Annotated in this window: 23 protein-coding genes and 1 other RNA gene; 15 read left to right on the top strand and 9 right to left on the bottom strand. The window is 58.0% G+C overall.

Annotation, left to right across the window (positions count from 1 at the left end; translation table 11 throughout):
* The first annotated feature begins 6 nt into the window (after positions 1 to 6).
* The 4 genes from urtC to G547_RS19855 all read left to right on the top strand — a co-directional run bounded on the left by urtC (position 7) and on the right by G547_RS19855 (position 4,020).
* On the top strand, positions 7 to 1,146 hold the full coding sequence (urtC, locus tag G547_RS0102710; protein ID WP_027328514.1) for an urea ABC transporter permease subunit UrtC: 1,140 nt from the start codon (positions 7 to 9) through the stop codon (positions 1,144 to 1,146).
* 38 nt (positions 1,147 to 1,184) lie between these two features.
* Positions 1,185 to 1,967: an urea ABC transporter ATP-binding protein UrtD gene (gene urtD, locus G547_RS0102705; protein WP_051234716.1), complete on the top strand. Its 783-nt coding sequence runs from the start codon at positions 1,185 to 1,187 to the stop codon at positions 1,965 to 1,967.
* A 2-nt stretch (positions 1,968 to 1,969) separates the two neighbouring features.
* A complete protein-coding gene (urtE, locus tag G547_RS0102700; RefSeq protein WP_027328512.1) occupies positions 1,970 to 2,665 on the top strand; it encodes an urea ABC transporter ATP-binding subunit UrtE in 696 nt (231 codons plus the stop codon).
* Between the two features lie 212 nt (positions 2,666 to 2,877).
* Entirely contained in the window at positions 2,878 to 4,020 is a 1,143-nt protein-coding gene (locus G547_RS19855; protein WP_051234665.1) for an OmpA family protein, read from the top strand.
* Between the two features lie 110 nt (positions 4,021 to 4,130).
* On the opposite strand, the gene G547_RS0102690 is transcribed toward G547_RS19855, so the two are convergent.
* The gene (locus G547_RS0102690) at positions 4,131 to 4,904 is read right to left on the bottom strand and encodes a sulfite exporter TauE/SafE family protein (protein WP_027328510.1); all 774 of its coding nucleotides are present in this window, start codon (positions 4,902 to 4,904) and stop codon (positions 4,131 to 4,133) included.
* 173 nt (positions 4,905 to 5,077) lie between these two features.
* Between G547_RS0102690 and G547_RS0102685 the strand changes: the two genes are divergently transcribed.
* The gene (locus G547_RS0102685; protein WP_036186480.1) at positions 5,078 to 5,941 is read left to right on the top strand and encodes an MBL fold metallo-hydrolase; all 864 of its coding nucleotides are present in this window, start codon (positions 5,078 to 5,080) and stop codon (positions 5,939 to 5,941) included.
* A gap of 20 nt (positions 5,942 to 5,961) precedes the next feature.
* Here the strand turns inward: G547_RS0102685 and G547_RS23300 are convergent, their stop codons facing one another.
* Positions 5,962 to 6,249: a hypothetical protein gene (locus tag G547_RS23300; RefSeq protein ID WP_157209761.1), complete on the bottom strand. Its 288-nt coding sequence runs from the start codon at positions 6,247 to 6,249 to the stop codon at positions 5,962 to 5,964.
* Positions 6,242 to 7,414, bottom strand: coding sequence for a hypothetical protein (locus tag G547_RS19850; protein WP_051234663.1), 1,173 nt, complete (start codon positions 7,412 to 7,414; stop codon positions 6,242 to 6,244). Before G547_RS19850 ends, G547_RS23300 begins: the two co-directional genes overlap by 8 nt.
* Before the next feature lie 148 nt (positions 7,415 to 7,562).
* Here G547_RS19850 and ssrA point away from each other — a divergent pair.
* From ssrA to G547_RS0102650, 5 genes are all read left to right on the top strand, one after another.
* Positions 7,563 to 7,919, top strand: a transfer-messenger RNA (tmRNA) gene (gene ssrA, locus G547_RS22935).
* A gap of 161 nt (positions 7,920 to 8,080) precedes the next feature.
* A complete protein-coding gene (locus G547_RS0102670; RefSeq protein WP_027328507.1) occupies positions 8,081 to 8,332 on the top strand; it encodes a type II toxin-antitoxin system Phd/YefM family antitoxin in 252 nt (83 codons plus the stop codon).
* Between the two features lie 1,122 nt (positions 8,333 to 9,454).
* On the top strand, positions 9,455 to 9,676 hold the full coding sequence (locus G547_RS0102660; protein WP_027328506.1) for a hypothetical protein: 222 nt from the start codon (positions 9,455 to 9,457) through the stop codon (positions 9,674 to 9,676).
* Positions 9,677 to 10,191: 515 nt separating this feature from the next.
* Positions 10,192 to 10,449, top strand: coding sequence for an AbrB/MazE/SpoVT family DNA-binding domain-containing protein (locus tag G547_RS0102655; protein ID WP_027328505.1), 258 nt, complete (start codon positions 10,192 to 10,194; stop codon positions 10,447 to 10,449).
* A complete protein-coding gene (locus G547_RS0102650) occupies positions 10,446 to 10,787 on the top strand; it encodes a type II toxin-antitoxin system PemK/MazF family toxin (protein WP_027328504.1) in 342 nt (113 codons plus the stop codon). Before G547_RS0102655 ends, G547_RS0102650 begins: the two co-directional genes overlap by 4 nt.
* A gap of 192 nt (positions 10,788 to 10,979) precedes the next feature.
* On the opposite strand, the gene G547_RS0102645 is transcribed toward G547_RS0102650, so the two are convergent.
* The gene (locus tag G547_RS0102645; RefSeq protein ID WP_027328503.1) at positions 10,980 to 11,963 is read right to left on the bottom strand and encodes an XdhC family protein; all 984 of its coding nucleotides are present in this window, start codon (positions 11,961 to 11,963) and stop codon (positions 10,980 to 10,982) included.
* Between the two features lie 272 nt (positions 11,964 to 12,235).
* Here G547_RS0102645 and G547_RS0102640 point away from each other — a divergent pair, with 272 nt between their 5' ends.
* Positions 12,236 to 13,930, top strand: a complete 1,695-nt coding sequence (locus G547_RS0102640; protein ID WP_027328502.1) for a DUF5666 domain-containing protein — start codon at positions 12,236 to 12,238, stop codon at positions 13,928 to 13,930.
* A gap of 220 nt (positions 13,931 to 14,150) precedes the next feature.
* On the top strand, positions 14,151 to 15,779 hold the full coding sequence (locus G547_RS22455; RefSeq protein WP_051234661.1) for a S8 family serine peptidase: 1,629 nt from the start codon (positions 14,151 to 14,153) through the stop codon (positions 15,777 to 15,779).
* Here the strand turns inward: G547_RS22455 and G547_RS0102630 are convergent.
* The 3 genes from G547_RS0102630 to G547_RS0102620 are packed head-to-tail and all read right to left on the bottom strand — an operon-like array spanning position 15,771 to position 17,988.
* The gene (locus G547_RS0102630) at positions 15,771 to 16,733 is read right to left on the bottom strand and encodes a surface lipoprotein assembly modifier (protein WP_027328501.1); all 963 of its coding nucleotides are present in this window, start codon (positions 16,731 to 16,733) and stop codon (positions 15,771 to 15,773) included. The two genes, G547_RS22455 and G547_RS0102630, sit on opposite strands and share 9 nt — an antisense overlap.
* A 23-nt stretch (positions 16,734 to 16,756) precedes the next feature.
* The gene (locus tag G547_RS0102625; protein ID WP_027328500.1) at positions 16,757 to 17,458 is read right to left on the bottom strand and encodes an anti-sigma factor; all 702 of its coding nucleotides are present in this window, start codon (positions 17,456 to 17,458) and stop codon (positions 16,757 to 16,759) included.
* Positions 17,459 to 17,490: 32 nt separating this feature from the next.
* On the bottom strand, positions 17,491 to 17,988 hold the full coding sequence (locus G547_RS0102620; protein ID WP_027328499.1) for an RNA polymerase sigma factor: 498 nt from the start codon (positions 17,986 to 17,988) through the stop codon (positions 17,491 to 17,493).
* Between the two features lie 213 nt (positions 17,989 to 18,201).
* Between G547_RS0102620 and G547_RS0102615 the strand changes: the two genes are divergently transcribed.
* From G547_RS0102615 to G547_RS0102605, 3 genes are read left to right on the top strand one after another with little or no spacing between them, the layout of a single operon-like run.
* Positions 18,202 to 19,212 (top strand): sensor histidine kinase, encoded by a 1,011-nt coding sequence (locus G547_RS0102615; protein WP_027328498.1) that lies wholly within the window; start codon positions 18,202 to 18,204, stop codon positions 19,210 to 19,212.
* Positions 19,209 to 19,943 carry a response regulator gene (locus G547_RS0102610; protein WP_027328497.1) on the top strand — a complete coding sequence of 245 codons (735 nt, stop codon included), beginning with the start codon at positions 19,209 to 19,211 and terminating at the stop codon, positions 19,941 to 19,943. The genes G547_RS0102615 and G547_RS0102610 overlap by 4 nt, the downstream gene beginning before the upstream one ends.
* A 10-nt stretch (positions 19,944 to 19,953) precedes the next feature.
* The gene (locus G547_RS0102605) at positions 19,954 to 21,408 is read left to right on the top strand and encodes a TrkH family potassium uptake protein (protein WP_027328496.1); all 1,455 of its coding nucleotides are present in this window, start codon (positions 19,954 to 19,956) and stop codon (positions 21,406 to 21,408) included.
* A 44-nt stretch (positions 21,409 to 21,452) separates the two neighbouring features.
* Here the strand turns inward: G547_RS0102605 and G547_RS0102600 are convergent, their stop codons facing one another.
* Together G547_RS0102600 and G547_RS0102595 are read right to left on the bottom strand one after the other, a co-directional pair.
* Positions 21,453 to 23,447 (bottom strand): metallophosphoesterase family protein, encoded by a 1,995-nt coding sequence (locus G547_RS0102600; RefSeq protein ID WP_084645571.1) that lies wholly within the window; start codon positions 23,445 to 23,447, stop codon positions 21,453 to 21,455.
* Between the two features lie 113 nt (positions 23,448 to 23,560).
* Positions 23,561 to 24,001 (bottom strand): hemerythrin domain-containing protein, encoded by a 441-nt coding sequence (locus G547_RS0102595; protein ID WP_027328494.1) that lies wholly within the window; start codon positions 23,999 to 24,001, stop codon positions 23,561 to 23,563.
* Positions 24,002 to 24,065: the final 64 nt, after the last annotated feature.

Below are 24,065 nucleotides of genomic sequence, written 5' to 3'. Positions count from 1 at the left end.
CTATTTATGTTGACACAACGTTTATTACTGAGTGACCGGGGCGGCATGATTGTGCTGGGGCTGATTGTTCTGATGGCCATTGTGGTCCCGGTGTGTAACCTGCTGGTTCCCAGCGATTCTGCTTTCCATGTCTCCACCTACACCGTGACCCTGCTGGGCAAATTTCTCTGCTTTGCATTGCTGGCACTGTCGGTAGATCTGATCTGGGGTTACGCTGGCATCCTGTCCTTGGGCCACGGCGCCTTTTTCGCGTTGGGCGGCTACGCCATGGGCATGTACCTGATGCGCCAGATTGGCGACAGAGGCGAATACGGCCACCCGGTTCTGCCGGATTTTATGGTATTCCTCAACTGGGACAGCCTGCCCTGGTATTGGCAGGGCTTTGATATGTTCTGGTTCGCGGCATTGATGGTGCTTCTGGTGCCCGGCCTGCTGGCATTGGTATTTGGTTGGCTGGCATTTCGCTCCCGGGTGACCGGCGTGTACTTTGCCATTATTACCCAGGCCCTGACCTACGCGCTGATGCTCGCTTTCTTCCGCAACGAAATGGGCTTCGGCGGCAACAACGGCCTGACCGACTTCAAAGACATTCTCGGGTTTTCCATCACGGCCAAGGGCACCCGAATTTCATTATTCGTCGCCTCCGCGCTGATGTTGATTCTCGGCTACCTGGCCTGTCGGTATATCGTGACGTCCCGGATGGGGCGGGTGATCGTCTCCATTCGCGATGCGGAAAGTCGCACCCGTTTTTGCGGCTACAAGGTCGAATCTTACAAGTTGTGGTTGTTCGTATTCTCTTCCATGCTGGCGGGCATTGCCGGCGCTCTCTACGTGCCTCAGGTGGGTATCATCAACCCCGGCGAATTTTCTCCACTGAACTCCATTGAGTTTGTGGTCTGGGTCGCCGCCGGCGGGCGAGGCACGCTGTTTGGCGCGATTGTCGGCGCCTTCTCGGTGAACTATGCCAAGACCCTCTTTACCACCTGGTCGCCCGAGAGCTGGCTGTTTGTGCTGGGCGCATTGTTTGTGATCGTCACCTTGATCCTGCCTCAGGGCTTGGTCGGGCTGTTCGACAAGCTCAAGCGTGAAAAGAAAACCGAAAGCGACAACAGCGAAGAGAGCACCGAATCCAAGGAGGCCCTGTGAACCTGATCAAGCAAGCTCACCAATTCAGCCAGCGGGCGCTGCCGGTTCGCGACCCGAACTTTGGCAAACCGCTGGATACCAGCCACGGCCCCATTCTTTATGTAGAGGGCGTCACCGTCAGCTTTGACGGCTTTAAAGCGCTCAACAATCTGAACCTCTACGTTGACGATGGCGAGTTGCGTTGCATTATCGGCCCGAACGGCGCGGGCAAAACCACCATGATGGACGTGATCACCGGAAAAACCCGCCCCGATGAAGGCAGCGTCTATTTTGGACAACAGATCGACCTGCTGGGATTGTCCGAACACCAGATCGCTCGAGGCGGTATTGGTCGAAAGTTTCAGAAGCCGACAATTTTCGAGCACCTCTCGGTCTACGAAAATCTGGAGCTTGCCACCAGCGCCGACAAGCGGGTGTGGTTCACGTTGACGCGCTCACTTTCCGGTGAACAGAAAGATCGCATCGGTTCAGTGGTGGAGCAGATCGGTTTGAAGCCCGAGCTGTACCGGCCCGCCGGCCTGCTCTCTCACGGCCAGAAGCAATGGCTGGAAATCGGCATGCTGCTGATGCAAAGCCCCCGGGTGTTGCTCGTCGACGAACCGGTGGCGGGAATGACCGGCGAGGAAACCGAACGCACGGCGGAGCTGCTTACCTCACTGGCCGGCAAACATTCGGTGATTGTTGTGGAGCACGATATGGCGTTCGTGCGCTCCATCGCCCGGCAGGTCACGGTCCTGCATCAGGGATCGGTCCTGGCCGAAGGTACCATGGACCAGGTTCAAAATAACCCGAAAGTGATTGAAGTGTATTTGGGAGAGTAAGCGTGCTGACCATTGACCATGTGAACCAGTTTTACGGCCAGAGCCACATTCTTTGGGATTTGTCCCTGGAGGTGCGTGAGGGCACCTGCGGCTGCCTTCTCGGCCGCAACGGCGTGGGGAAAACCACGCTGCTCAAATGCATTACCGGCATGCTGCCGATCAAGGAAGGCCAGATCAAACTCAACGGGCGAGATATCAGCAAGCTTTCTACCGAGGCGCGCGCTCGCGCCGGTATCGGCTACGTGCCCCAGGGACGGGAAATTTTTCCGCAGCTGACGGTCGAGGAAAACCTGAAAATTTCCCTCGGTGCCCGCAGCGATAAAGTGACCCGAGTTCCGGATCATATTTACGAGTTGTTTCCGGTTTTGCTGGATATGCGCCACCGACGGGGCGGTGATTTGTCCGGCGGCCAACAGCAGCAGCTGGCAATTGGCCGGGCGTTGGTGTTGGACCCGAAGGTACTGCTGCTGGATGAGCCAACCGAGGGGATTCAACCGAACATTGTGCGGGACATCGGAAACGTGATCCGAAAATTGAATAAGGAGTTGGGGTTGACGGTGTTGCTGGTGGAGCAGAAGTTGCCGTTCGCCCGGAAAGTCGCGGATGACTTTTTCATCATGGAGAAGGGCCACAACCAGGCCTCCGGCGCCATATCGGAGCTCAGCGATGAACTGGTTCAAAAATATTTGAGTGTTTAAGTGCCACACAATTTTGGAGGGGACAAGTCCGATGCATTGATCTGATATCACGCTGGCAACGTAAACGGGGCGGACTTCAAGAGAGTCCCCCTTGAAATTCAGACGACAACCATCACGATTAGAGTCTGGAAATGACAACGCCGGAACAACAACCGGACCGAGATTGTCTACACTATGCTTACATTCGCCACGGAAATATCAGGAGAGTCACAATGGCCTTGAAACTCGGAGCTTCCCTCGCTGCATTGACCCTTGCGCTATCCCCCATCGTCAGCGCCCAGGAAAAAGGACCCATGTTCGAACTGCACGGCGGCATCGGACGCTCGTTGTTCGGTAATACGCTGGAGGACACCGCCCACTACAACCTCGGTCTGGGCATGAACCTCTCTGACCGCTGGGGCATTGAACTCATGGGTACCCAGTTCGAAGCCAATCGTGAGGAAGGCGCTGGGTTCGAAGTCGACGGCGAACAGTACCGGCTGGATGCGCTGTACCATCTCGCCGACCTGGGCGAAAGGGCCCGCCCCTACCTCGCTTTCGGCGCGGGCCAGCAAATGATCGACAGCCCCGTATACACCGGCAGCGACGGAGAAGACACGCTGATCAACGCCGGTGTTGGCATCAAATATGAACTAACGAAACGTGTATTGTGGCGCACCGACGTGCGCGCGATGAACAGCATTGACTACGAATACACTGACGTCGCATTCAGCACCGGCCTGAGCTTCCTGTTCGGCTACAGCGGTGAAAGAGCAGCGCAGCCGGAGCCCACCCCGGAGCCGCGTCAACCACTGGACAGCGACAATGATGGCGTCATCAACGAGCGGGACAACTGCCCGAACACGGCCCGCGGTGCCAACGTCGACAGCCGCGGCTGCGAGCGCGACAGCGATCGGGACGGCGTGGTCGACTCCAAAGATCAGTGCCCCGGCACCGCCCGCCAGTACAAGGTGGACAGCACCGGCTGCCCCATTGAGCTGAGCGAAAACGTCTCCATCGAGATGCGGGTGGAGTTCGCCACCAATAGCGCCGAAGTACGCGAAGCCTATATGTCGGAGATCAAGAAGGTCGCGGACTTCATGAACCAGTTCGACCGGACCCAGGTCACCGTGGAAGGCCATACCGACAACACCGGTGCGGCCGCCTACAACCAGGACCTGTCACAGCGCCGCGCCGAGTCGGTTCGCCAGGTACTGATCAACCGCTTCGGACTCTCTGCCGATCGTGTTGAAGCCGTAGGCTACGGCGAGGAGCGTCCCACAGCGACCAACGATACGGTCGAAGGCCGCGAACTGAACCGCCGCGTAGTGGCCGAGATCAGCACCGACGTGACCCGCACCCAGACCCGGGACTGATTCGATACAAACAGACATCATTTGAAACCTTAACCCGGACCACCCAGTGTGGTTCGGGTTTTTTCTTGGCCCCGATGAGCCGCCTCGCGATCACACTCGCCGTTATCCCTTTATACGGCGCTCCAGATAACCCCCACCCCCGCCATCATGACAAAGACCGCAAAGAGAACGCTCAACAGGCGGCGGCGAACCGCCAGGTGACGGCTAACCCAGGCCCCGAGGAACCCGCCCACCAGACTACCCACAGAAAAGAGCAGAACGTAGCGCCAGTTCACCAGGCCCTCGATCGCGTAATTCGCGGCGGTGGTAATACCAAAGGAGGAGACGGAGATCAGAGAGGAGCCAATAGCATTGATCAGAGGCATGGCAGTGGAAGCCACTAACCCGGGGACAATCAAAAAGCCTCCGCCGATACCAAAAAAACCGGCCAGGAACCCTACCACCAGTCCCCCAATGGCCAGGCGGGGTAGCAGCCAGTGAGCAGACGCCCGAGTCAGGCGAACGTCCGGATTATGACCGTTCGCTTTACCCAAAAGCATCAGCCCACCGACGCCCACCATTAAAACGCCAAACAAGCCCAGCAACAACGCCGGCTGCGTCCATTTGCCCAGAGTTGACCCCGCCGCGGCGCCGACCACCCCGAAAATCGCGAACACAACGGCGCAAGGCCACTTCACGGTGTGCGAGCGGGCGTGAATCATCAGGTTCATGCCCGCGCTTATCGCCACCGCGGCGGCGGACGTGCCAATCGCCTTGTGAACATCCGCCATGCCTACGACATACAAAAGCAAGGGTACGGCCAGAATCGAGCCCCCACCCCCGAGCATGCCGAGCAGGAACCCGACCAGACTACCCGAGATGATGACCAGCAGCTCCTGCAACATCAGGTTCACTCCCATGCACACAAAGCGGGTGCACCAGCAACGGCACACCCAGTATATTCATACTTGCGAATATACGAATGTACTGATACGTTGTCAACGTGCCGCGGTCTCTTCCCGCGACGGCGTATCCACGATGGGCCGCATGGCCCCCCAAAGGCCCGAAGGAGAGCATCATGCAACCAACAGTGAAAGCCTTTTTTGACGATGCCACCAACACCGTCAGTTATGTTGTATCCGACCCCACCACCCGTGCCTGCGCGGTCATCGACTCGGTGCTGGATTACGATGCCGCCGCCGCGCGCACCGATACCGCGTCGGCCGACCGGATCATCCACTATGTGCGGCAGGAACAGTTACGCTGCGCTTGGGTACTGGAGACCCACGTGCACGCTGATCACGTGTCGGCCGCCCCCTATATCCGCGACGCGCTGGGCGGCAAGGTCGGCATCGGTGCCCACATTCGGACGGTGCAGACGACATTTGGTCGGATCTTCAACATTGGCCCGGAGTTCTCCCGGGACGGCAAACAGTTCGACCAACTCTTTGAGGAAGGGGACCAGTTCCAGATTGGTGACTTGACGGCCCACGTCCTCCATACGCCCGGCCACACGCCCGCCTGCCTGACCTACGTGGTGGAGAAGGCGGCATTCGTGGGGGACACCCTCTTCATGCCCGATTACGGCACCGCCCGAGCGGATTTTCCCGGGGGAGACGCTCGAACCTTATACCGTTCCGTACAAAAGCTTTACGCCCTTGATGACGATACAACGCTGTTCCTCTGTCACGACTACCTGCCCGAAGGGCGCGAGGCTCACCAATGGGAAACCAGCGTCGGCGAGCAGAAACGGCACAACATTCATATTCACGAGGGCGTCAGTGAGGAGGCGTTTGTCCAGATGCGCGAAAAGCGGGACGCCACTCTCGGAATGCCCGCGCTGATTCTGCCCTCGATCCAAATCAACATGCGGGCCGGCCATTTCCCGCCCGCGGAAGACAACGGCACCCACTACCTGAAGCTGCCACTGAACCAGTTCTGACCCCCGGGGCCACGATGCCGTTAGCGCTTTGGTGCGCGCCGGAACACACCGCGGGCGGTCCGCCAGGCGTTGCTGGCCGCATTGCGCAACTGGCGGCCCGCCAACTCGCGATTTTCCGCTCGGCGTTGTCGACGCAGGTAGCGCCAATATTGGCAGCGCACCGCTTGGGGGTAGTGGACAACAAAGGCGGCATGCAGCGGCTCGCATATTGGCGTTCTCTGCGGCCGGTTCGCCGGGGGCTGCGTCGGCGGCGGACTCAATGGCATTGCCACAACACTCTCTGGCGCGAGGGAAAACCGGTCAGCCACTCGCGCCATCTCTTGCACCGCCTCCACTGCCTCGCTGGGCGTCAATGCCACCAGAAGCGGCGCCTCCGGCTGCCCGACCCGCTCCGCCAACCAGCGTTTTACCCGGGAAAGCTGTTCGGCCTCGTACGCCCAGTCCGCCGTCTGCGCGTGGCTCACCCAGATGAGCATATCGGCCGGCAGCCACCACCCGACGGGCATGGCGACGGGGCAGACGCTTCCAATCCAGGGTATCCCACAGCTCCAGCTCGCCCCACTCGGGAGAGTGAAGTTGATAGACATCGCCCCACTTCTCGCTTCTGGCCGGTTCGGCCCGGGCCTCTTCCGCCGCAAAAGCATTGATCAGAGTGGTTTTACCGCTCTGGGCAGGGCCCAACACCACTACCTGCAACGGATGCCCAATGCCACTGGTCAGCTCGCCGCTCAACAGCAAATTGCCGCTGTAGAGCTCAATGGCATAGAACCCCACTTTGCGCACATATTCCTGCAACAACCAGCGCTGCAACCGCTCACTGCCATAGTCCAGAATATGGCCACCCACAGCCCGGTTGAACTCTTTATAAAGCGCCCCGGCCGGGCTCAACAGCGCACGCCCTACCCGGTAGGCGTTGTGATAGCGCGTGGCGGTCTGCTGCCAGTCACGTGCCCGCACCAGAGAACCGAGACTGAACCGGTGGCTGAATGGCAGGGTGTGAACAATTTCCTGACGCAGCTCCCGGCTGGCCCGCTCGATGATCAACAGCGCATGGGGCAACGTCAGCTCCAGCAAAGGCCGCTCTTTGTCGGGGAAAAAATGCCTGGCCACCTGCTCCAGCGTGCCCTGCCCCAGTGACCACAACGGCGCGCCCTCCCGCCAGGAATAATTCTGCGGCTCCACGCTCTGCGCCAGCGCCTCGACTTTCTCCCAGGCCCCTTCGGCCGTGGCGGACCAATTGCCATCGGGCCGGGTCCGGGCCTCAAGAATGCGGCGCCGGTCGTTATAGACAAGCCACCACTGCAACAGCAGCGCGAGGCCACCGCACGCCACGAGCAACAGCAGCCAGTGGAACAGGTGCCCGGTCTGCCACAACCAGACCACCCCGGCCAGCGGAATCGCGGCCAGGGGCAAAAACGTCAGCCCCAGCGCCAGCAGGCGCAATCGGCCGAATTGGTGGATCAGGTCTTTCATGGCCCCACTATAGAACAAAGCGGTTGTTTTGGGTGCGCCTGAGCCCTACAATAACCAGCTAGATGGAACTCCCGGCCTAGGCCGAAGTCCCAGACGGTGCCCGAAGCTGATGCTCGGGTCCGGCAAATCACAGATCCCCCTGTTTTTAGGGGCCGATTTGGATTCGACGCCGGTGACGAAACTCAAGGTGCATGTCGTGATGGCAGCCAATCACGTAAATCCAAAGCTGCAACCTAATAGTTGCCAACGACGACAACTACGCTCTAGCAGCCTAAAACCTGCTAGCGGTCAATAGCAAGGTGCCAGTACCGCGTTATTGACTGTCAAACAGAACTGGATCGCGGTGAAACTCGCCTGTGGTGGATCCGTTAAAACCTAAACAGGATCGCGTCTTACGTCCTGCCCGTTGGGCTGTAAGAGGCTAAATCAATAAACGGAAACTAAGCATGTAGAGCCAAGAGCGGAGTACCGGCGGACGGGGGTTCAACTCCCCCCGGCTCCACCAATAAATGACCCTCAGATCGAAAGATCTGGGGGTTTTTTATGTCTGACCCTCAACGGTAGAAAAGCATCGAAATCCACCCCAAAAGCTCCCTGTTTGCCTATTAAACCGTGCCTATGTACGATTTCCTGCACGAGTCAAACCGCCAAACGAGGATGCCTATTGTGGAAATTATTAGTTTCTCCGCCTTCCGAGAGAATTTGGCGAGCTTTATGGACAAAGTGAATGAGGGTCACGCCCCGTTGATGATTCGTCGCTCAAAAACCCGGTCAGCGGTACTAATGAGCCTGGAAGACTTTCAGGCTTACGAGGAAACCTGCCACCTTCTGTCTACGCGAGCCAATGCCCATGCCCTCCAAACCTCAATCAAGGAGGCTGAGCGAGGAGAAATCGTGCAAAGGAAGCTGGCTGAATGATGTTGGTGTGGACATCGACTGCCAGGATTGAGTACAAGTAACCTCCACCGTCTCAGCCAGTTGAGCCCAACTGACCAAGCCTTGGACGATAATCCACAGCCCCGCTAAGTGCTGAGACGAAAGATGAACATACCGCATCGTCAGCCTTATACCACTGTGTTCAAGTACCCGTTAAGGCGTCACCATTCATCATGAAATGGCTCACGTAGATGTGCCGCAGAGCGCAAACAACCCCTTTCGGGAGCGGGCGCAAGGTTTCTTTCCAGTTCTTGAAAGTCCGTGCGCTTTGTCTCACTATGTTTCACATCAACGACCGGCTACCTTTGCCAGAGCTATTCCTCATCAGTGCTGAAACCATCTCAAAGGGTTGAAATAATTTCATAGCATAGTTTTATATCGCATGAGCGAGACAGATAGGCTTAGACTATTATTTAAATTCACTGATCGAAGCAAAAAGTCAGTTCTGGAAGAAGCGGGAGTGGGCTACGCGAGGTATGCTCAGGTGCAACGCCGTAAGGTGGCATTGAGAGCAAGCGAGCTAACGGCTATTGCTGCCTGTTTTCCGGAGTACAGGCATTGGCTGGTATTCGGTGAAGAATTGCCGGAAGCAGGGCAGATAAGCCCCATGACCAAGGAGGCGAAGGAGAGCTTAGGAACTCAAGGGAAGGTCGGTTAATCGCCGCAAAGGTTGCTAATCGTTGGAAGAGGAAGGGAGCATGAGGACCAAGTGCAAATAAGCAAGCCCCGGTAAAAAGAAGCCCAAAACAACAAATTAGGTTATAACCGGACCACCAACCATAACAACTAGGTCTTTTACAGGTAGAATTTTAACGGTTAAAATTCGTAGAGACCTCTATAAACCCTTGACCTCAAAACTCCGGAAGTATACTATCCCAAAAGATCATCTTGAGCTACAAGAAAAGCGCTGGATGCATCTGGAATGCGTTAGTTACCAAGGAACTCGAGGGAAGGCTCAAATCAAAAAAGCCCCGACCAAGCATTGCGAGCCAATCGGGGCTTCCAATCTCAGAGCAAATGAGATTCGAGCCGTCATTGTAAGGCCAATCACACGGCCTCCGCAAGTCCCTGAGTTCTCAATACTTATTGCGGAGGAACCACACGATGCCGATATTTTTCAAGATCAAAGCTAAACTAAAGCTTGGAAAAAAGAAGCACAAGACGAAAGCAGCTATCGGGATATACAGAAACAGAACGATAAAACAGGGGTTAATACCCGTATTGGTACCCATATTAGCGAATATAGCAATAGGGGAAATCAATCATGAAGAGCACCTAGCCGGGAAACAGGAAGTTGCTTACACAGGCGAGGAGGTAAAGCGATGAAATGTAGCTTTACAAAAAAGAGTCGAAATTGTGTCGAAGAAGACGGGCAGCATAGCGGCTCAAGGTGGACAACATGTATACCTACGCTTTTGATTTTAAAGGTATAGTGTAATTTTGGGGGATACTGAGTGACCGCCCAAAAGGGCTTAACTCCCCCCGCCTCCACCAATAAATGACCCTCAGATCGAAAGATCTGGGGGTCATTTATTGGCTGCCAGGCAGAGAGCGCTGGACTCGCTGAGTCGGGGTGGTCCGCCATGGATGGCGGAAACGCTGAAAATGCAGGAGCAACTTTCAGTGCAGCTTTCCCCGCCTTCACCACACAGAAAGACCTACGTCCCTGATTTTAATAGTGAATTTCAGAGGTTTTTCATTTCTGAGCCTCAAGTGTCGAATTGGTGGCCCACATGCACTCCACTGTTGCAACAAGACCGCAGTTATACTAGAGTATAACTTCGCTTATGCACCATAAAGAACACTGCACTCTAGCAGTATAAACATGAGGGGTAACCATAATGGCTACGGTAGCAATCCGGAAGTCTGGCGGGGGAAGCATAGTAACCCTGCCTAAAGCGATTCTAGAAACAATGCATTTGGAGGTGGGGTCGTCGTTGGACCTTACCATTGAAGCAAACAAAATCGTCCTGACGCCTAGGAGGAAAGACCCGTCCTTAGAGGAGCTTTTGGAAGGTATAACGCCTGACATGCTGGCTCCAACAGAAGAGGACAGAGAGTGGCTGGACGATCAGCCCATGGGTAAGGAGCTGTTTTGAGTTACATTCCAAAACAAGGCGACATCATTTCCATTGACTTCCACCCAAGCAGTGGCAAAGAAATCAACAAACGCCGCCCCGGAATCGTACTCTCCAGGGCGGTTTTCAACGAAAAGCTCGGCTACGCCATCGTGGCCCCAATAACAAGCACAAATCGAGGGCTACCTATCGAGGTAGGGCTTGATGACCGCACCAGTACTAAAGGCGTTATTCACCCATTCCAGGCCCGTTCATTCGACTTCCATTCTAGAGCAGCGGAGTTTATAGAGAGGGCTCCGAACGATTTAGTCGAGCGTGCCTGTCGCCTACTTACGGCTTTTGTAGAGCCCACCGGATAGAGGCCAGACCCCACTCGTCAGACATAGCGTTAGCACTTGTCAAGAAGTGGCAGCATTATGTCTGAAACAAACACGTCAACCGCCGAGGCCATATTCCGCGCCCACGGCGGACAAATGCGCATGGGTGAGGCGCTGGTAACCGAGCTTTCGGTGAATGGCAAAAAGTGGGCTGCGTAGCGTCCCCATAGCCCATTAAAGCGCCTCCCGCTCTCTACCCCGCCGCACCCGCAGTATATCCGCCATCACCGCCAGCGCGATTTCCGCCGGGGTTTTGCTCCCCAGCGCCAGCCCTATGGGCATCTGGATGCGGGCAATCTGCTGCTCGGTCAGCCCTCCCGAGCGGCTCAGTCTTTCGGCGCGGGCTTTGGAGGTTCGTCGTGAGCCCATCACTCCTATATAGAAGGCCGGGGTGACGACCGCTTCGATCATCGCCAGATCATCAATTCGCGGGTCATGGGTGAGGGCGACGATAGCGGTGGCGCCATGGCAGTGGCCGGGGGTGGCGATATACAGTGAAGGCAGTATCGGCTCCAGCGTTACGCCGTCGAGGTGAAGGTCGGCGAACGCCTCTTCTCTCGGGTCACAGAGGATGACTTCATAGCCCAGGGCTTTGGCAAATTCCGCACACGCTACCGACACTGGGGATACGCCCGCGATGATCAGCCGCGCCGCCGGCCCCACGCGGATAAACACACAGCGCTGGGCGTTGTCCTCTGTCACTCTCGGGCCGGGGCGGTCATCGTCGAGAAAGGTTTTTTCGCCGGTGTCGAGAGCCACCCGCCGCACTCCCCCCTGTTGGCCGCGCAGGCTCGCCCGCAAGGTTTCCATGTGCTGGAGGTTGTGCTCCTCGGGCTTCAACCGTTCGATCAGTACGTTCAGTATCCCGCCGCAAGGCAGGCTGACCCGGGCCCCTGCGAAACCGTCTTCCGAGCCGTATCGGATTTGCTCCACCGTCTGATTGAAGGCCCCCGCGCGCAGCCGTTCGAGAAAGTCTTCCTCCACGCAGCCTCCGGACAACGAACCGGCGTGGCGGCCGTCGGCCCGCGCCACAAACAGTGAGCCCGGCTCCCGGGGGGAGGAACCAAAGGTTGAGAGCACGGTGCAGAACCAGACCGTCTCGCCCTCGCGCAACCAGTCAAGCGCCTGTTCGGTGACCTGTACATCCAGGTGTTGCATAGCCAGTACCTGTGTCTTGCGGTGCTCGCGCCCTGGGGCATCGAGCCGTCTGAATCGGGTTTTCCGCGATAGTAGCACCCGGCACAAGGGCTGTCTCGGCCACCGGCGTCGCCCAGCAAGCACCCTTGGCCCCGTGAACTGCCTCACATTTTGCGAAACCTCGCAAATTTTTTGGAATAAAACCCCGCCTCCCCCGTTGTCGCTTATGAAACACACAGAAAGGCGGCGACCCGTCGCCCTAGTTAAGCGATCAATCAAGAAGAGGTCTCACTATGAAACATCTGACAAAAAGCGCACTGGCGACATCCATCGCTCTGATCATGACCGGCTGCGGTGGCAGCAGCGGGGACTCTACCCCGAACACCAGCAACCCCGACAATAGCGGCGACTCGAGCAACAAGGTCAGCTCCTCCGGGGTGATTACCGGTTTCGGCAGCGTTTATGTCAACGGCGTTCGCTACGACACTGCCAATGCCGAAGTGGAATTTGAAGGTGAAGGCCGTATGTCCGAAGAGGACCTTCGCCTGGGCATGCGGGTAGAAGTCGAAGCGAATCAGGACGGTGACGACCGTCGCGCAACCCGCGTGGTCTTCGATGAGGACCTCAAAGGTCCGGTCAGTTCTGTCTCCGCCAACGCGGAGGATCCGAGCCTTGGCGCCCTGGTGGTGTTGGGCCAAACCGTCACCGTCGATGCGAATACCGTGCTGGGCGACGGCGTCACCGATGCCAATATGGACGGCCGTGTCGATCTGAACGACCTGGACAGCAGCGAAGGGCGCGTGGTGGTTGAAGTGAGCGGCTTCCCGACTGACTCCGGCTTTATTGCCACCCGCCTGGAGCGGCTTAATGGCAATAGCGATGACGGTGATGACGATGACAACGAAGCGGAAGTCAAAGGCACGATTGCCGGGTTGGACACCGCTAACGGCACTTTCATGATTCGCGATCTGGAGGTTCACTACGAGGTGAGCGCGCTGGAGGACGACCTGGAGGAAGGTCAGCTCAGCAATGGTTGGTTCGTGGAAGTCGAAGGGCAAGTGCAAGCGGACGGCAGCCTGCTGGCCACCAACATCGAACGCGAAGATGACCGCTGGGAAGACGAAGACGAGCGCGAGGGTGAGTTCGAAATCGAGGGCATTGTGCAGGCCGTCGACACCGACAGCACCCCCAATAGCGTCACCATCAACGGCCAGGTGATTACCGTGACCGACGCCAGCCTGTTGGCCGGCCTGGTCGGCACCAAGGTGGAAATCGAAGGCTCGTTCAATGCCGAGGGCCACCTTGAGATCGACGCCGACGATGATGGTATCAAGCAGGAACGGACCAACAACGTGGAAATCTCCGACCGTGTCGAAACCGTCGGTACCGAGAGTTTCACCACCCGCATGGGCGTGACCATCACCCCCACCGGCCTGAGTCGGGTGGAAGACGACGATGGGGACGATGGCGATCGCCTGAAGCCGGAAGAGTTCATGGCCCGTCTGCAGGCCGGTGATGCCATTGAAGCCCGGGGTTACCTCGCGCAAGACGGCACCCTCACCTGGAACCGGATCGAGCGCGACGACGATGATGACGAGGCGTGTTCACTGCGCGGCCCGGTGGAAGCCGGCAGCATCGATGTTTCGACCGGCACCTTCACCATGCTCGGTGTCACCATCGATACTGCCAGCATCCTGAGCGACGGCGCATTCGGTGATGACGACGACAGCAGCCTGGGCCGGGTGAACTTCTTCACCGCTCTGAGTAGCGGAGCCGTGATCGAAGCCGAGGGGAGTGAAGAGGACGCCGCCGCTTGCTCTGACGGCCTGCTGATCGCAGGAGAAGTCGAGTTCGAATCCGACGACCAGGTGGAAACCACCGACGACCGGGACGACGAAGACAGCTCCGACGATGATGAAGACGATCAAGAGGACGATGACCAAGAGAGCGGCGATGATCAGGAAGACGATGACAGCGCCGAAGCCTAAGGCCTGAGCCACGACCACGGGCCCCAAGGAAGGGCCCGCTTAGGTCACACGGATTGCCAAATGGAATTCCCCTGCTCTATTCTGTCTCCTGAATCGCCCCGTACCGGACAACTCCAGACAACCACTCGCTCACCCCTGTGGGTGTTGCCCCAACCCCGAGCCAGCCACCATGCCCTCTACTGGTCTTTCCCTCTTTCCTCAATGGCTCCTCGGCGGCGTTATGGGCCTTCTGCTGAGCACGACCGGCACGGCACAGCCTCCGTTCCCCGGGAACAGCGCATCGCCCACTCCCGTTCTGTACTTGGCACAATTGGGCGATGACGACCTGGAAGACGTTGAGGACGATCTCGAAGATGAGATCGAAGACCTGGACGATGACATTGAGGACGATATCGAGGCCGAACTTGAAGACGAGGTAGAAGAGCAAGTCGAGGACGAGCTCAACGATGCAGCCGAAGAGGCCGTGGAAGACTCCCTGGAGGATGAGGCCGAGGATCTGGCTGAAGAACTGGCAGAAGAGGCTGCCGAGAATGCGGTGGAGGACAACCTCGATGACGAGGCCGAAGACCTTGCGGAGGACCTGGCCGAGGACGCCGCCGAAGACCGACTGGACGAGGACGATTTCGATGAGTTGGACGATGATGACCTGACTGAAGAGTTGGAGGAGCTGGACGAGGACCTGGAGCCGGCAGACGACAGCCTCGACGACGACCGACTGTCCGACGCCCTGGAAGAGCGACTGCTGGATGCCGTGGAAGATGACCTGGACAGCCTGGTTGAACTGAACACCGGGGAGGTTATCGTCCGCAACGACATGCTGGTGCTGGCTGATGAAGCCTTGCTGGATCAGTTGAACCGCCACTCGGCGCTCAGGCTCAGAGAACGCCGCCCCCTGCCCGCCCTGGGCACAAACCTGGGCAACTTTACCGTTCGCAGCGGTGTGTCACTGGAGGCCTTGCGGGCCGAGCTGCGAGAGGCCTATCCGGGTTTATCAGTGGATTTTAACCACGGCTACGAATTGAACCAGGGCGCCAGGGCCAGCACCAATGGCCCCTTGTCCCTATCGGCGCTTTACGCCCCCGCCACACCCGCTCACGCACAGGGCGGCATCGGTATGCTGGACGGCCCGGTAAACGCCGACCACCCCGCTTTTTCGGGCGCTCGTTTGACCCAAAAGGCCTTTGTGCTCAATCCCTCCGAGCGAGACCGGGCACACGGCACCGCCATCGCCTCGCTGCTGGTGGGGCGCACTCCGCAGTGGCAAGGCCTGGTGCCCGGCGCTGAGCTATACGCCGCTTCGGTCTTTTCCGAACAGGCCCGCTACGGTTCCATCGCCACCACACAAAGCCTGATTACCGCTCTGGATTGGTTGGTTTCCCAGTCGGTGGACATCATCAATATCAGCCTCGCCGGCCCCGCCAACCAGACGCTGGAAACGGCACTCAAGCGAGTGCGGGATCGGGGCATAGTGCCGGTGGCGGCGGCAGGCAATGCTGGCCCTCTGGCCGACCCACAATACCCGGCCGCCTACCCAACGGTGGTCGCGGTCACCGCCATTGATCGGCAGCGAGCGCTCTACGCCTATGCGGTGCGCGGTGATCATCTGGATTTTTCAGCCTACGGGGTGGGCCTGAGCGCCGCCGCGGGGGAGCAGGGGTTTGAAGCGGTGACCGGGACCTCCTTCGCCGCGCCGGCGGTGACCGCCCTTCTGGTCCGGTATCTGGCGGAGGGCTACTCCCCCGAAGCCGCCCTTCAGGCTCTGGAAGCGGACACCCTGGACCTGGGCGAGCCCGGTAAGGACCCGATGTTCGGCCACGGCCTGGCGGGGCAGAGTCAGCTGTCAGAGTAGCTCCAGGGTGAGGCGCGCTTCCAGCCGGTTGTCGGTGTAATCCACGCTATCGAGGTTGGAAGCGTAGTCCCGGTGCTCGTAACGCAGTTCCAGCTCCCACCGCTCTGTGAATGGCACCTCCAGCCGCGCCCGCCAGCGTTGACGTTCGTCCAGACGCACGCCATTGGCTGTGGTAGAGGTATCGCTGAGGTACTGGCGCTCCTCGTAGCGCCAGTCCAGTTTCAGGGTGGCCCAACTCGACAGGCGCCGGTTGTACAGCAGACCAAACCGATGGGCGTCATAATCAAAACGAAACTGCTGGGCGCGCTTGGCACTGAACCGATAGTTAGCGCTCACATAGTGCGAGGTGCCGTCCAGAAAGTAGTAACCGGCGAGCTGGGTGCGGGTATCGTCGTTGTTGCGCTCCGGGGCCTGCAAGAGGTCCGTCTGTTTGAAGGACAACTCACCGCGGACATACAGCGACCGATTGACCAGGCTGGATAGCTCCATACCGATCTGCCGGTTTTCCAGCAACCGGGTCCCGCCCAGATAGGCCACGCTGCCGTCCAGGCGCGTTGTCACGCGCACCGGGCCCAAACGCTGACTCAGGTCGCCATAGCCGTAATGCAGCCCCAGGTCATACTCCGGGTGCTGCTCAAAGGTCCGCTGCTCCATAAAGTAACCGGCGCCGAGCTCGCGTCCCCCCGCCAGTTCGTGCTCCAGGTCGAGGTCCACCGAACCCACCCAGGCCGAGCCCGACTCCCGGGAGACCGAGTCGAGCTCTTCCACCACCAGGTTGTCTTCATGACGGGCTCCGGCGGAAACCGACAGGTCCACGCTCTCCCGGACCTCACTCCAGAAAGGGGTCGGCTCTTCCGCCCGCGGCACCAACGGCATGGCGCAGAGCAGGCTCAGCAGCAGTACCCAGCGGCGACGACGGGCCGACAACAAATGGCTGGCAAACAATAGAGTCATCTCGCGGTTCTCACTACAAGCCCTCAATCCGGGGCGCGGTTCAACAGAGCGGCTTCTTCTTCAGCGCTCAGCGGTTCACCGGCGTTCAGTTCCTGAAGGACCACCGCCGCCTGCGGGAAAGGCCCGGAGGCGGGCTGGTAACCCTCGACCGGGGTTTGCGCCTCAGACACCAGCGTCTGCCACTGGCCATCGGTCGAACGACAGGCCAGGCCGGCAAGCGTGTCGCTGTCGGTCCGCCCCGCGTACTCCCGACAGAACCGACCGTCTGGGGTCTGGTAGCTGGCCAGCGGCATCACCTGCCAGTCCTGCTTCGGGTGCGTCCGCCGCTCGCCGCTGGGGGTCTGCTCCAGGGTCTGAAACACGAAGGTCCGCATGGCCTCGGCGTTCGGCCCGGGGGCTCCCCGCCAAAAGAAGACCGCTCCCAACGCCAGAACCAGCGAGGCCGCCAGTGCCCAATGGGACGGGCGCTGTTTCATCGGGAAGCGCAGCACGCGCGCGCCGGCTGGCTTTTCGTCCGATGCGGCGCGAGTCAGCCGCTCGGGCACCGGCTCATCCAGCACCGAGGCCAGGCTCGCTTTTACCTGAGAGTCCACCGCCCGCAATCGCTTCAGCGTCGCGCGTGCCTCGGGCTGCTCCGCCAATAACGCTTCGGCCCGGGCGGTGTCTTCCGGCCCGGTTTCGCCGTCAGCGTAAGCCATGATCAGTTCAAAGTCGGCATCGTTCATCGCGGTGTATCTCTTCGTCAGTGGGCGATCCGTTAATCGTCAGTGGGCGCCAGTTGCGCCTGCACCCTCAAGCGCGCTCGGGCCAGTCGGCTCATTACCGTGCCGCTGGGAACGCCCAGTTCCTCAGCCGCTTCCCGGTAGGAGTAGCCCTCGACCACCACCAGCATCATGACCACCCGCTGCTCCTCCGGTAATTGTTCCAGGGCCTTGAGCGTGTGCCGCAACAGGTCTTCGTTCTCGGCCCGGTCCGCACTGTGGCTATCCTCCCGTTCCGCCAGCACTCCCTCATCCAGACTCACCGGGGCATGCTTGGTGCGGCGCAGATGGTCGATGCGCTGGGTCTGGATGATGCGATAGACCCAGGAGTCCAACCGCGTGCCCGGCTGCCACTGATGCTGTTTGGTCAGCGCCTTCTCACAAGCCGCCTGCACCAGGTCATCGGCCTCCTCCCGGTTGGCCGTCAGCCCGAGGGCAAACCGTCTCAGGCGCGGCAGCAGGGCCACCAATTGCGAGCGAAAATCCAAAGTCATCGAGGCCTCATATCACAGACAACGTCTCACGACGGGTTTTATTCCCCGCTTTGTCAAACAAAAGCCGTTGAACCCATCATCACTGAACCGGAAGAAGTCAGGGCAAGATTTTACGGTAATTTTATAGTTCGATCAGGCGTTCATGGGGTACATTGTTCACTAAGCTTCTGGGGCCCCTCCCCTCAGGCGATACTACCCGACTTAAAGCCACCTATGTCACCTTACTTGTTTGCCATCGCGGTTACCGTGTTAGCCGGAGCCCTGTCCTTCGCTCTGGAAATCTGGTTTTTACCCACCCTCGGCACCCTTCTGTTGTTGCAGCTGGCCGTTGTTACCGTCGCCTTACGGGGCGGAACGGCTCCCGCTATTGTGACCGGGACACTGGGGGCGCTGGTATTCAACTACTTCTTTACCGAACCCCGCTATACCTTCCATATGACGGAGATGGAGGATATCGCAAACATGATCGTTTTTCTGATCATCGCGCTGATCTCCAGCCAGGTGACCATCCATTTCCGTACGCAGAGGGAAGAGCTTCGAAAGGCTCAACTTAAATCCAGCCTGCTGCTATCCATTTCCCACGACCTACGCACACCCCTGGCCACCATCATCGGCACCTTGAGCACGCTACAAACCTACCTGCCCCGTCTGAGCAACGACGAAAAAAACGAGTTGCTCAGCGGAGCTCTGGAGGAGAGCCACCGGCTGCACCGCTACGTCGAAAACCTGCTGCAAGCCACCAAGCTCCAACACAACGCCGTGAGACTGAACGCCCGCCCACAGGCTATCACGCCCATCATAGAGAGCGTCATACAGCGGTTCGACTCACCGCGCATTCAATTCCGGAAAGGCGGTGCCCTACCACCAGTGCTGGTCAGAGAAACCCTGATCGATCAGGCCCTATACAACGTGATTGATAACGCTCTGAAGTACGCCCCTTCGGCTACCCCCGTTATCGTCAGTGCTCAAGTATCTGACGATAACGAGATGCTTATCACGGTGGAAGATCAGGGGCCCGGTATCAACCCCGCATTGCGCGAGAAAGTGTTCGATCCCTTCTACTCCACCCGCAGCGGCGATAGCGGCGAAGGTGGCATTGGCCTCGGCCTATCGGTAGCCGCTGGGCTGGTGCGCGCCCACGGGGGCCGCATCTGCCTGGCGCCCGGAGAGGCTGGCAGCATTCTTTCCATTACCCTTCCGATCGCGGAGGAAACGGCGGAATGAAACCCACCATTTTGGTCATCGACGATGAGCCTCAGATTCGGCGGTTCATGCGAATCTCCCTCGGCGCCGAAGGCTTCTCCTATCTGGAGGCCGAGAACGCCGCACGCGGGCTTGAGCTGGCATCCAGCCACCGACCGGACCTGATCATTCTGGACCTGGGGCTGCCCGACCAGGACGGGTTCACCACATTGCAAGCGCTTCGTCAGTGGAGCCGCGTCCCGGTGCTGGTGCTGACCGCCCGGGACGCCGAGGAGGAGAAGGTCAAATTGCTGGAAGGCGGGGCCAATGACTACCTCAGCAAACCCTTTGGGATCAAGGAGCTCATCGCGCGGGTTCGCGTACTGCTGCGCGACTTACCGGGACAGCCGCCCTCAACCGGCACCGGGACACTCGATTTTGGCGCGTTGGTCATAGACCCGGACAACCACAACGTGTACTTCTCGGGCGAGCCGCTGACATTGGCTCGCAAGGAGTTCGCGGTTCTGTACTACTTGGCGAGCAATCACGGTCGTCTGGTGAGCCATGAATCTGTTTTGACGGCGGTCTGGGGTGAAACTCACAACGAAGATACCCACTACCTGAGAATTATCGTCAGCCAACTCCGCAAAAAACTGTCCGACAACCCCGATGCGCCGGAATTTATCAAGACCGAACCGGGCATCGGTTATCGGTTCATCCTCTGCCCCGAGCCGAGCATTTCCTCTGACAGCGCCAACCCGGGACCGGATTGAACCCCGTGATATGAACAGCCTTAGGAACATACTGAAACTGCTCGCCATTCCCTGCCTTTGGATGGGATTTGTTCAAGTCATTTTCGGCCTGCTATCACTGGAGCCCTTTAACGATCACGTGCACCTGGAGTTCCTGATTCCGGGTACAGCCATGATGCTTCTGGCTTGGCTGTTATTCAGCCTTCACAGCCAGTTCCGTATGGACCGGATTTCCTACCGGGATGCGATGATCTTTGCCACGCTCACCTGGGTTGTTTGCGGCCTGCTAGGGGCAGCCCCCATTATGCTCGTCACCGACGTGAGTTACACCGACGCTGCGTTCGAGTCCATCAGCGCTCTGACAACCACCGGAGCCACGATTCTGACCGGGCTCGATGATATGCCCAAGTCCTTCCTCCTGTATCGGCAATTCCTGCAATGGATGGGCGGCCTGGGGGTAGTGATTTTTGTGGTGGCGGTACTGCCCATGCTGAATGTCGGCGGTATGAAGCTGCTCAAAGCCGAGACGCCGGGGCCAGTTAAGGACGACAAGCTCTCTCCCCGGATTTCCAGCGCCGCCCACTATTTGTGGTTTGTGTACCTGATGCTCACCATTTCCTGCGCCATTGCTTATGCCTTGGCCGGCATGTCGGTTTATGATGCGATCGCACACAGTTTTACCACGGTGTCCACTGGAGGCTTTTCAACGCACGATGCCAGTATGTGGTTCTTCGAAAGCCATACGATACTGGCGGTCAGCAATGTCTTCATGTTGCTTGGGGCCATCAACTTTGCGCTGCATTTTCGTGTTCTCAGAGGGCGCATGCTGGGTCTTTACTGGAAAGACGAGGAAACCCGGGTTTTTCTGATCTGTATTTTGGTGCTCGCGAGTGCCCTGGCGCTCTATCTGTACCAACAATCAAGTTACCCCACCCTGGCGTCGTCGATCAGCTTTGCCCTGTTCCACGTTATTTCCTTTATCACCAGCACCGGCTACGGCGCCGCGGATCTCAGCACATGGCCCCTGGCCACGTCCGTTTTCCTTGTAGTCACCGCCTACTTGGGCGGCTGCGCCGGCTCTACCGCCGGAGGCAATAAAATCATCCGGAACATTATCACCTTCAAAATCATACGACGGGAATTTCACCAGTTGGTGCACCCCAAAGGAGTATTTCTCGTCAAATTTCAGCGTCAACCCGTGGACCATTCCGTGCGCAGCGCGGTCATGGCGTTTATGGCGCTCTCGGCCACCAGTAGCATGGTGTTAACATTGGTCATGATGGCCACGGGGCTGGATTTCTGGTCCGCCTTCACCGCCGTGGCCGCCTGCATCAACGTTCTTGGTCCCGGCTTTGGAGAAGTCGGCAGCAACTTCCAGAGCGTCAGCGATACCGGCAGTTGGACCCTGTTCGGCGCCATGATTCTGGGGCGGCTCGAATACTTCACCGCGCTCGCACTGTTCTTTCCCGGGTTCTGGTCTCGTTAAGCTACGGAAAATCGTCCTTGATTTCTCGGCGTGGGCTAAAACAGCTATTTTTGAACAAGCGCCACTTCAACATCGGCGTTGAGAACAGCCCACCATCGACCACCGTGGTTAGCGTCATAGCCCACAAGAGGTTCGTCCCCACAGTTCGCCTCACGCTCCGGCATCTGTACGAGGTACTCGGGGTTGTACGTCGCCTCAATGACGCAGCTAGCGTCGGCCATAGCGACCCAGTCCCCGTCTTCCGTCTTTACTCCCAGCGTGAGCTGGGCGGGATCCTCACTCTCAGGTGCGTAAAACTGCAGTACATAGACATCTGAAACGGCGGTTGCCAAGTCCCAGCTTTGACTGGCCGTTTCAGGCAATACAACCGGCGCCTTTGCGGAGCCATCGGGCTGACTTCCCGGAAGGCCAGTATCCGCCTCGATATCCTTCGGAGCACCATAGGCACTACTGTAGGTTCCGGTCTGGTTCTGAGTACCACTGACAAGAAGAATATCGCTGACTGTCTCGGAGGTTGCGGGCATCCAGCTCAGCATCACGTGCTCTTTAAGATCGATCGTGGTTTCCGGGACCTCCACCTCTGAGGCATCGTCCATGCTAGGCACTATACGGTTCTCGCCGTTCAGGTTCGGCGTCCACGGCTGACTGAACTGGAACAGATACTGGTACGCCATTCGCATCAGCTCGCTTTGGCTTTGGGCGATACTGAAGCCTTCGGTCCAACTCAAGGTTCTGGTGCGGCTTTCAACCCGATTGAACGTGTCATTCGTACCGTCAATCAGTTCCGCCACGCTGCCATCAGCGGCATAACACTCGTTGGTCCGATACAGTGGGTCGAGGACCATAACCGGGCGTGTACCTTCGGGGATTGTATTGGCGTAAACCAGGCGCTCGCATCGGTCCAGCGTACGAGAAAATCTATCCAGCAAATGCCATTCGGGGTCCGCCAGCTCCTTGGGCCCTTCCTCATTGGCCGTTACTGTGTGCTCGGTAAAATAGGTCTCAAAGTCCACCCGCTTGCCAGTAAAGGTTAACATTCCGGCATTCGCATCAAAGGCTTCGGAGCCATTCGCCATTGTATTCATTTTTTGCTGAACAATAGCTTGCACCAGCTCCCGCTCCCCATAACGAAATTCATAGCCTTTATAAGAGGCGTTACCCGACATGATTTGCGTGTACTGAGGCAGGCGGTAGTTTCTGTTGTTTTTCTCCCACGAACCAGCATCCAGTCCAATGGGCGCCTTCACGACTGAGCGTTGATACATATGCTCATGCCCTTGAACCCAGATGACGTCGTTCTTTGAGAAGAAATCGCGAATGTCATCCCATTGATCCAGCAGGCGATTGGGGCCCGCTACGCCCTCGACAATCTGCTCTCTGGTTTCACCGTACTTTGCACCAATCAGGCCGTCGTGACTCGCGATGACTATGTGATCAACGCTGTCGCGGTGCTCATTGATAACGCCTTTCATCCACTGAAACGCAATCGGGAGGTGGTAGTAACGAAGGGCGATAATAAGAACATTATCTCGAACCACATAATAATCCAGGTACTCGGCGCCACTCATATGCACCGCGTCCTCGGGAATATAGTCCTTCATATTATCGATCCATTCGACGGTGTAAGCGTAGCTATCCTCGTGGTTCCCCATTAGCGGCAGGAACTCGACTCCCGCCTCTCGGTACTTTTCCGCAACGCTTGTCCACTGTTCAAACTCTTTGGTGGTCCCATGATCGGTCAGGTCGCCCACCGCAATAACGATGTCGACATCCATGCTATCAAGCTTGCTGAGCACAGCCTCCATCGGGTGGATAGATACATTGTCGCCACCGCCTTGGGTGTCGGGGAGCAAGCCTACCCGTAATGGCGTTTCTTCAGCCGGCGGGTTACCGCCCGTATCCGAATCCGTTGGTTCCGGAGGCTCTTGATCTTCCCCGGGCGGCGGAGCCGGTTGATTCGGCGTTTCCCCTGAGGGGCTATCACTGCCCCCACAGGACACCAGTAACAGGACCAGGTAGAGCACAATAGAGTAACGCATAGCAGATTTCCTTCAACGACCTAGAAAAGACAAGGACATTAAGGAACCGCTATGACAAATCAGCACCTATTCGATGACGGTTTAATGAATATTATAGGCTGGAAGCAGTTTCGCTAATTTGAACCCGGGCTGGCCATCATCTTTCGATAGTCGGCAGCCAAGCCAATCTTGTCTTTGTCTTGGAGCACTTTCCCCGCCTGTTGAAATACTTCGTGCTCCTCTTCTTCCAGGTGGTGAAAGACCCTGTCTTTGAGTTTTTTGGCCGTCATCAGCCAAGCAGGGGAGGACATGTCAGTCTCGTCCAGCGCTTCGATAAATTCATCAATCTCGTGATGTTCCGCCACACTGTGACGAGACTTTTCCTGAGTCAACTCGTGCTGCATCAAAGGCACGTAGAAATAACGCTCCTCGGCCGCAGCATGGCGCTGAAGCTCATCCCGGGCCTCCCGGTAAAGATCGCGGCGATTTTTGGATTCGCCTTCGGTTTCGCACAGCATGGTCAAAAGGCTGCGCTGTTTTTCGTGGTCCTCTCTCAGGGCTTCGAAAATGGTCATGGTTCTGCTCTCCTCTGGCTAGTATGCGGTGGCGCTGCACTGGCATTTTTCGAGCATAGCCCCT

This window comes from Marinimicrobium agarilyticum DSM 16975 (assembly GCF_000423345.1).
Taxonomy (GTDB): domain Bacteria; phylum Pseudomonadota; class Gammaproteobacteria; order Pseudomonadales; family Cellvibrionaceae; genus Marinimicrobium; species Marinimicrobium agarilyticum.
Note: the sequence above shows the minus strand (reverse complement) of the source record. Positions and strands in the feature narration are given on the sequence as shown.

What these genes read in the sequence shown, in the direction of transcription:
- G547_RS0102595 (WP_027328494.1), bottom strand. Translation starts at nt 24,001, where the DNA reads ATGACCATTTTCGAAGCCCTGAGAGAGGACCACGAAAAACAGCGCAGC.
- G547_RS0102615 (WP_027328498.1), top strand. Translation starts at nt 18,202, where the DNA reads ATGTCACCTTACTTGTTTGCCATCGCGGTTACCGTGTTAGCCGGAGCC.
- G547_RS0102610 (WP_027328497.1), top strand. Translation starts at nt 19,209, where the DNA reads ATGAAACCCACCATTTTGGTCATCGACGATGAGCCTCAGATTCGGCGG.
- G547_RS22455 (WP_051234661.1), top strand. Translation starts at nt 14,151, where the DNA reads ATGGGCCTTCTGCTGAGCACGACCGGCACGGCACAGCCTCCGTTCCCC.
- G547_RS19855 (WP_051234665.1), top strand. Translation starts at nt 2,878, where the DNA reads ATGGCCTTGAAACTCGGAGCTTCCCTCGCTGCATTGACCCTTGCGCTA.
- G547_RS0102685 (WP_036186480.1), top strand. Translation starts at nt 5,078, where the DNA reads ATGCAACCAACAGTGAAAGCCTTTTTTGACGATGCCACCAACACCGTC.
- G547_RS0102690 (WP_027328510.1), bottom strand. Translation starts at nt 4,904, where the DNA reads ATGTTGCAGGAGCTGCTGGTCATCATCTCGGGTAGTCTGGTCGGGTTC.
- G547_RS0102645 (WP_027328503.1), bottom strand. Translation starts at nt 11,963, where the DNA reads ATGCAACACCTGGATGTACAGGTCACCGAACAGGCGCTTGACTGGTTG.
- G547_RS0102600 (WP_084645571.1), bottom strand. Translation starts at nt 23,447, where the DNA reads ATGCGTTACTCTATTGTGCTCTACCTGGTCCTGTTACTGGTGTCCTGT.
- G547_RS0102640 (WP_027328502.1), top strand. Translation starts at nt 12,236, where the DNA reads ATGAAACATCTGACAAAAAGCGCACTGGCGACATCCATCGCTCTGATC.
- G547_RS0102620 (WP_027328499.1), bottom strand. Translation starts at nt 17,988, where the DNA reads ATGACTTTGGATTTTCGCTCGCAATTGGTGGCCCTGCTGCCGCGCCTG.
- G547_RS19850 (WP_051234663.1), bottom strand. Translation starts at nt 7,414, where the DNA reads ATGAAAGACCTGATCCACCAATTCGGCCGATTGCGCCTGCTGGCGCTG.
- urtC (WP_027328514.1), top strand. Translation starts at nt 7, where the DNA reads ATGTTGACACAACGTTTATTACTGAGTGACCGGGGCGGCATGATTGTG.
- G547_RS0102625 (WP_027328500.1), bottom strand. Translation starts at nt 17,458, where the DNA reads ATGAACGATGCCGACTTTGAACTGATCATGGCTTACGCTGACGGCGAA.
- G547_RS0102660 (WP_027328506.1), top strand. Translation starts at nt 9,455, where the DNA reads ATGCCGATATTTTTCAAGATCAAAGCTAAACTAAAGCTTGGAAAAAAG.
- G547_RS0102655 (WP_027328505.1), top strand. Translation starts at nt 10,192, where the DNA reads ATGGCTACGGTAGCAATCCGGAAGTCTGGCGGGGGAAGCATAGTAACC.
- G547_RS0102605 (WP_027328496.1), top strand. Translation starts at nt 19,954, where the DNA reads ATGAACAGCCTTAGGAACATACTGAAACTGCTCGCCATTCCCTGCCTT.
- G547_RS0102630 (WP_027328501.1), bottom strand. Translation starts at nt 16,733, where the DNA reads ATGACTCTATTGTTTGCCAGCCATTTGTTGTCGGCCCGTCGTCGCCGC.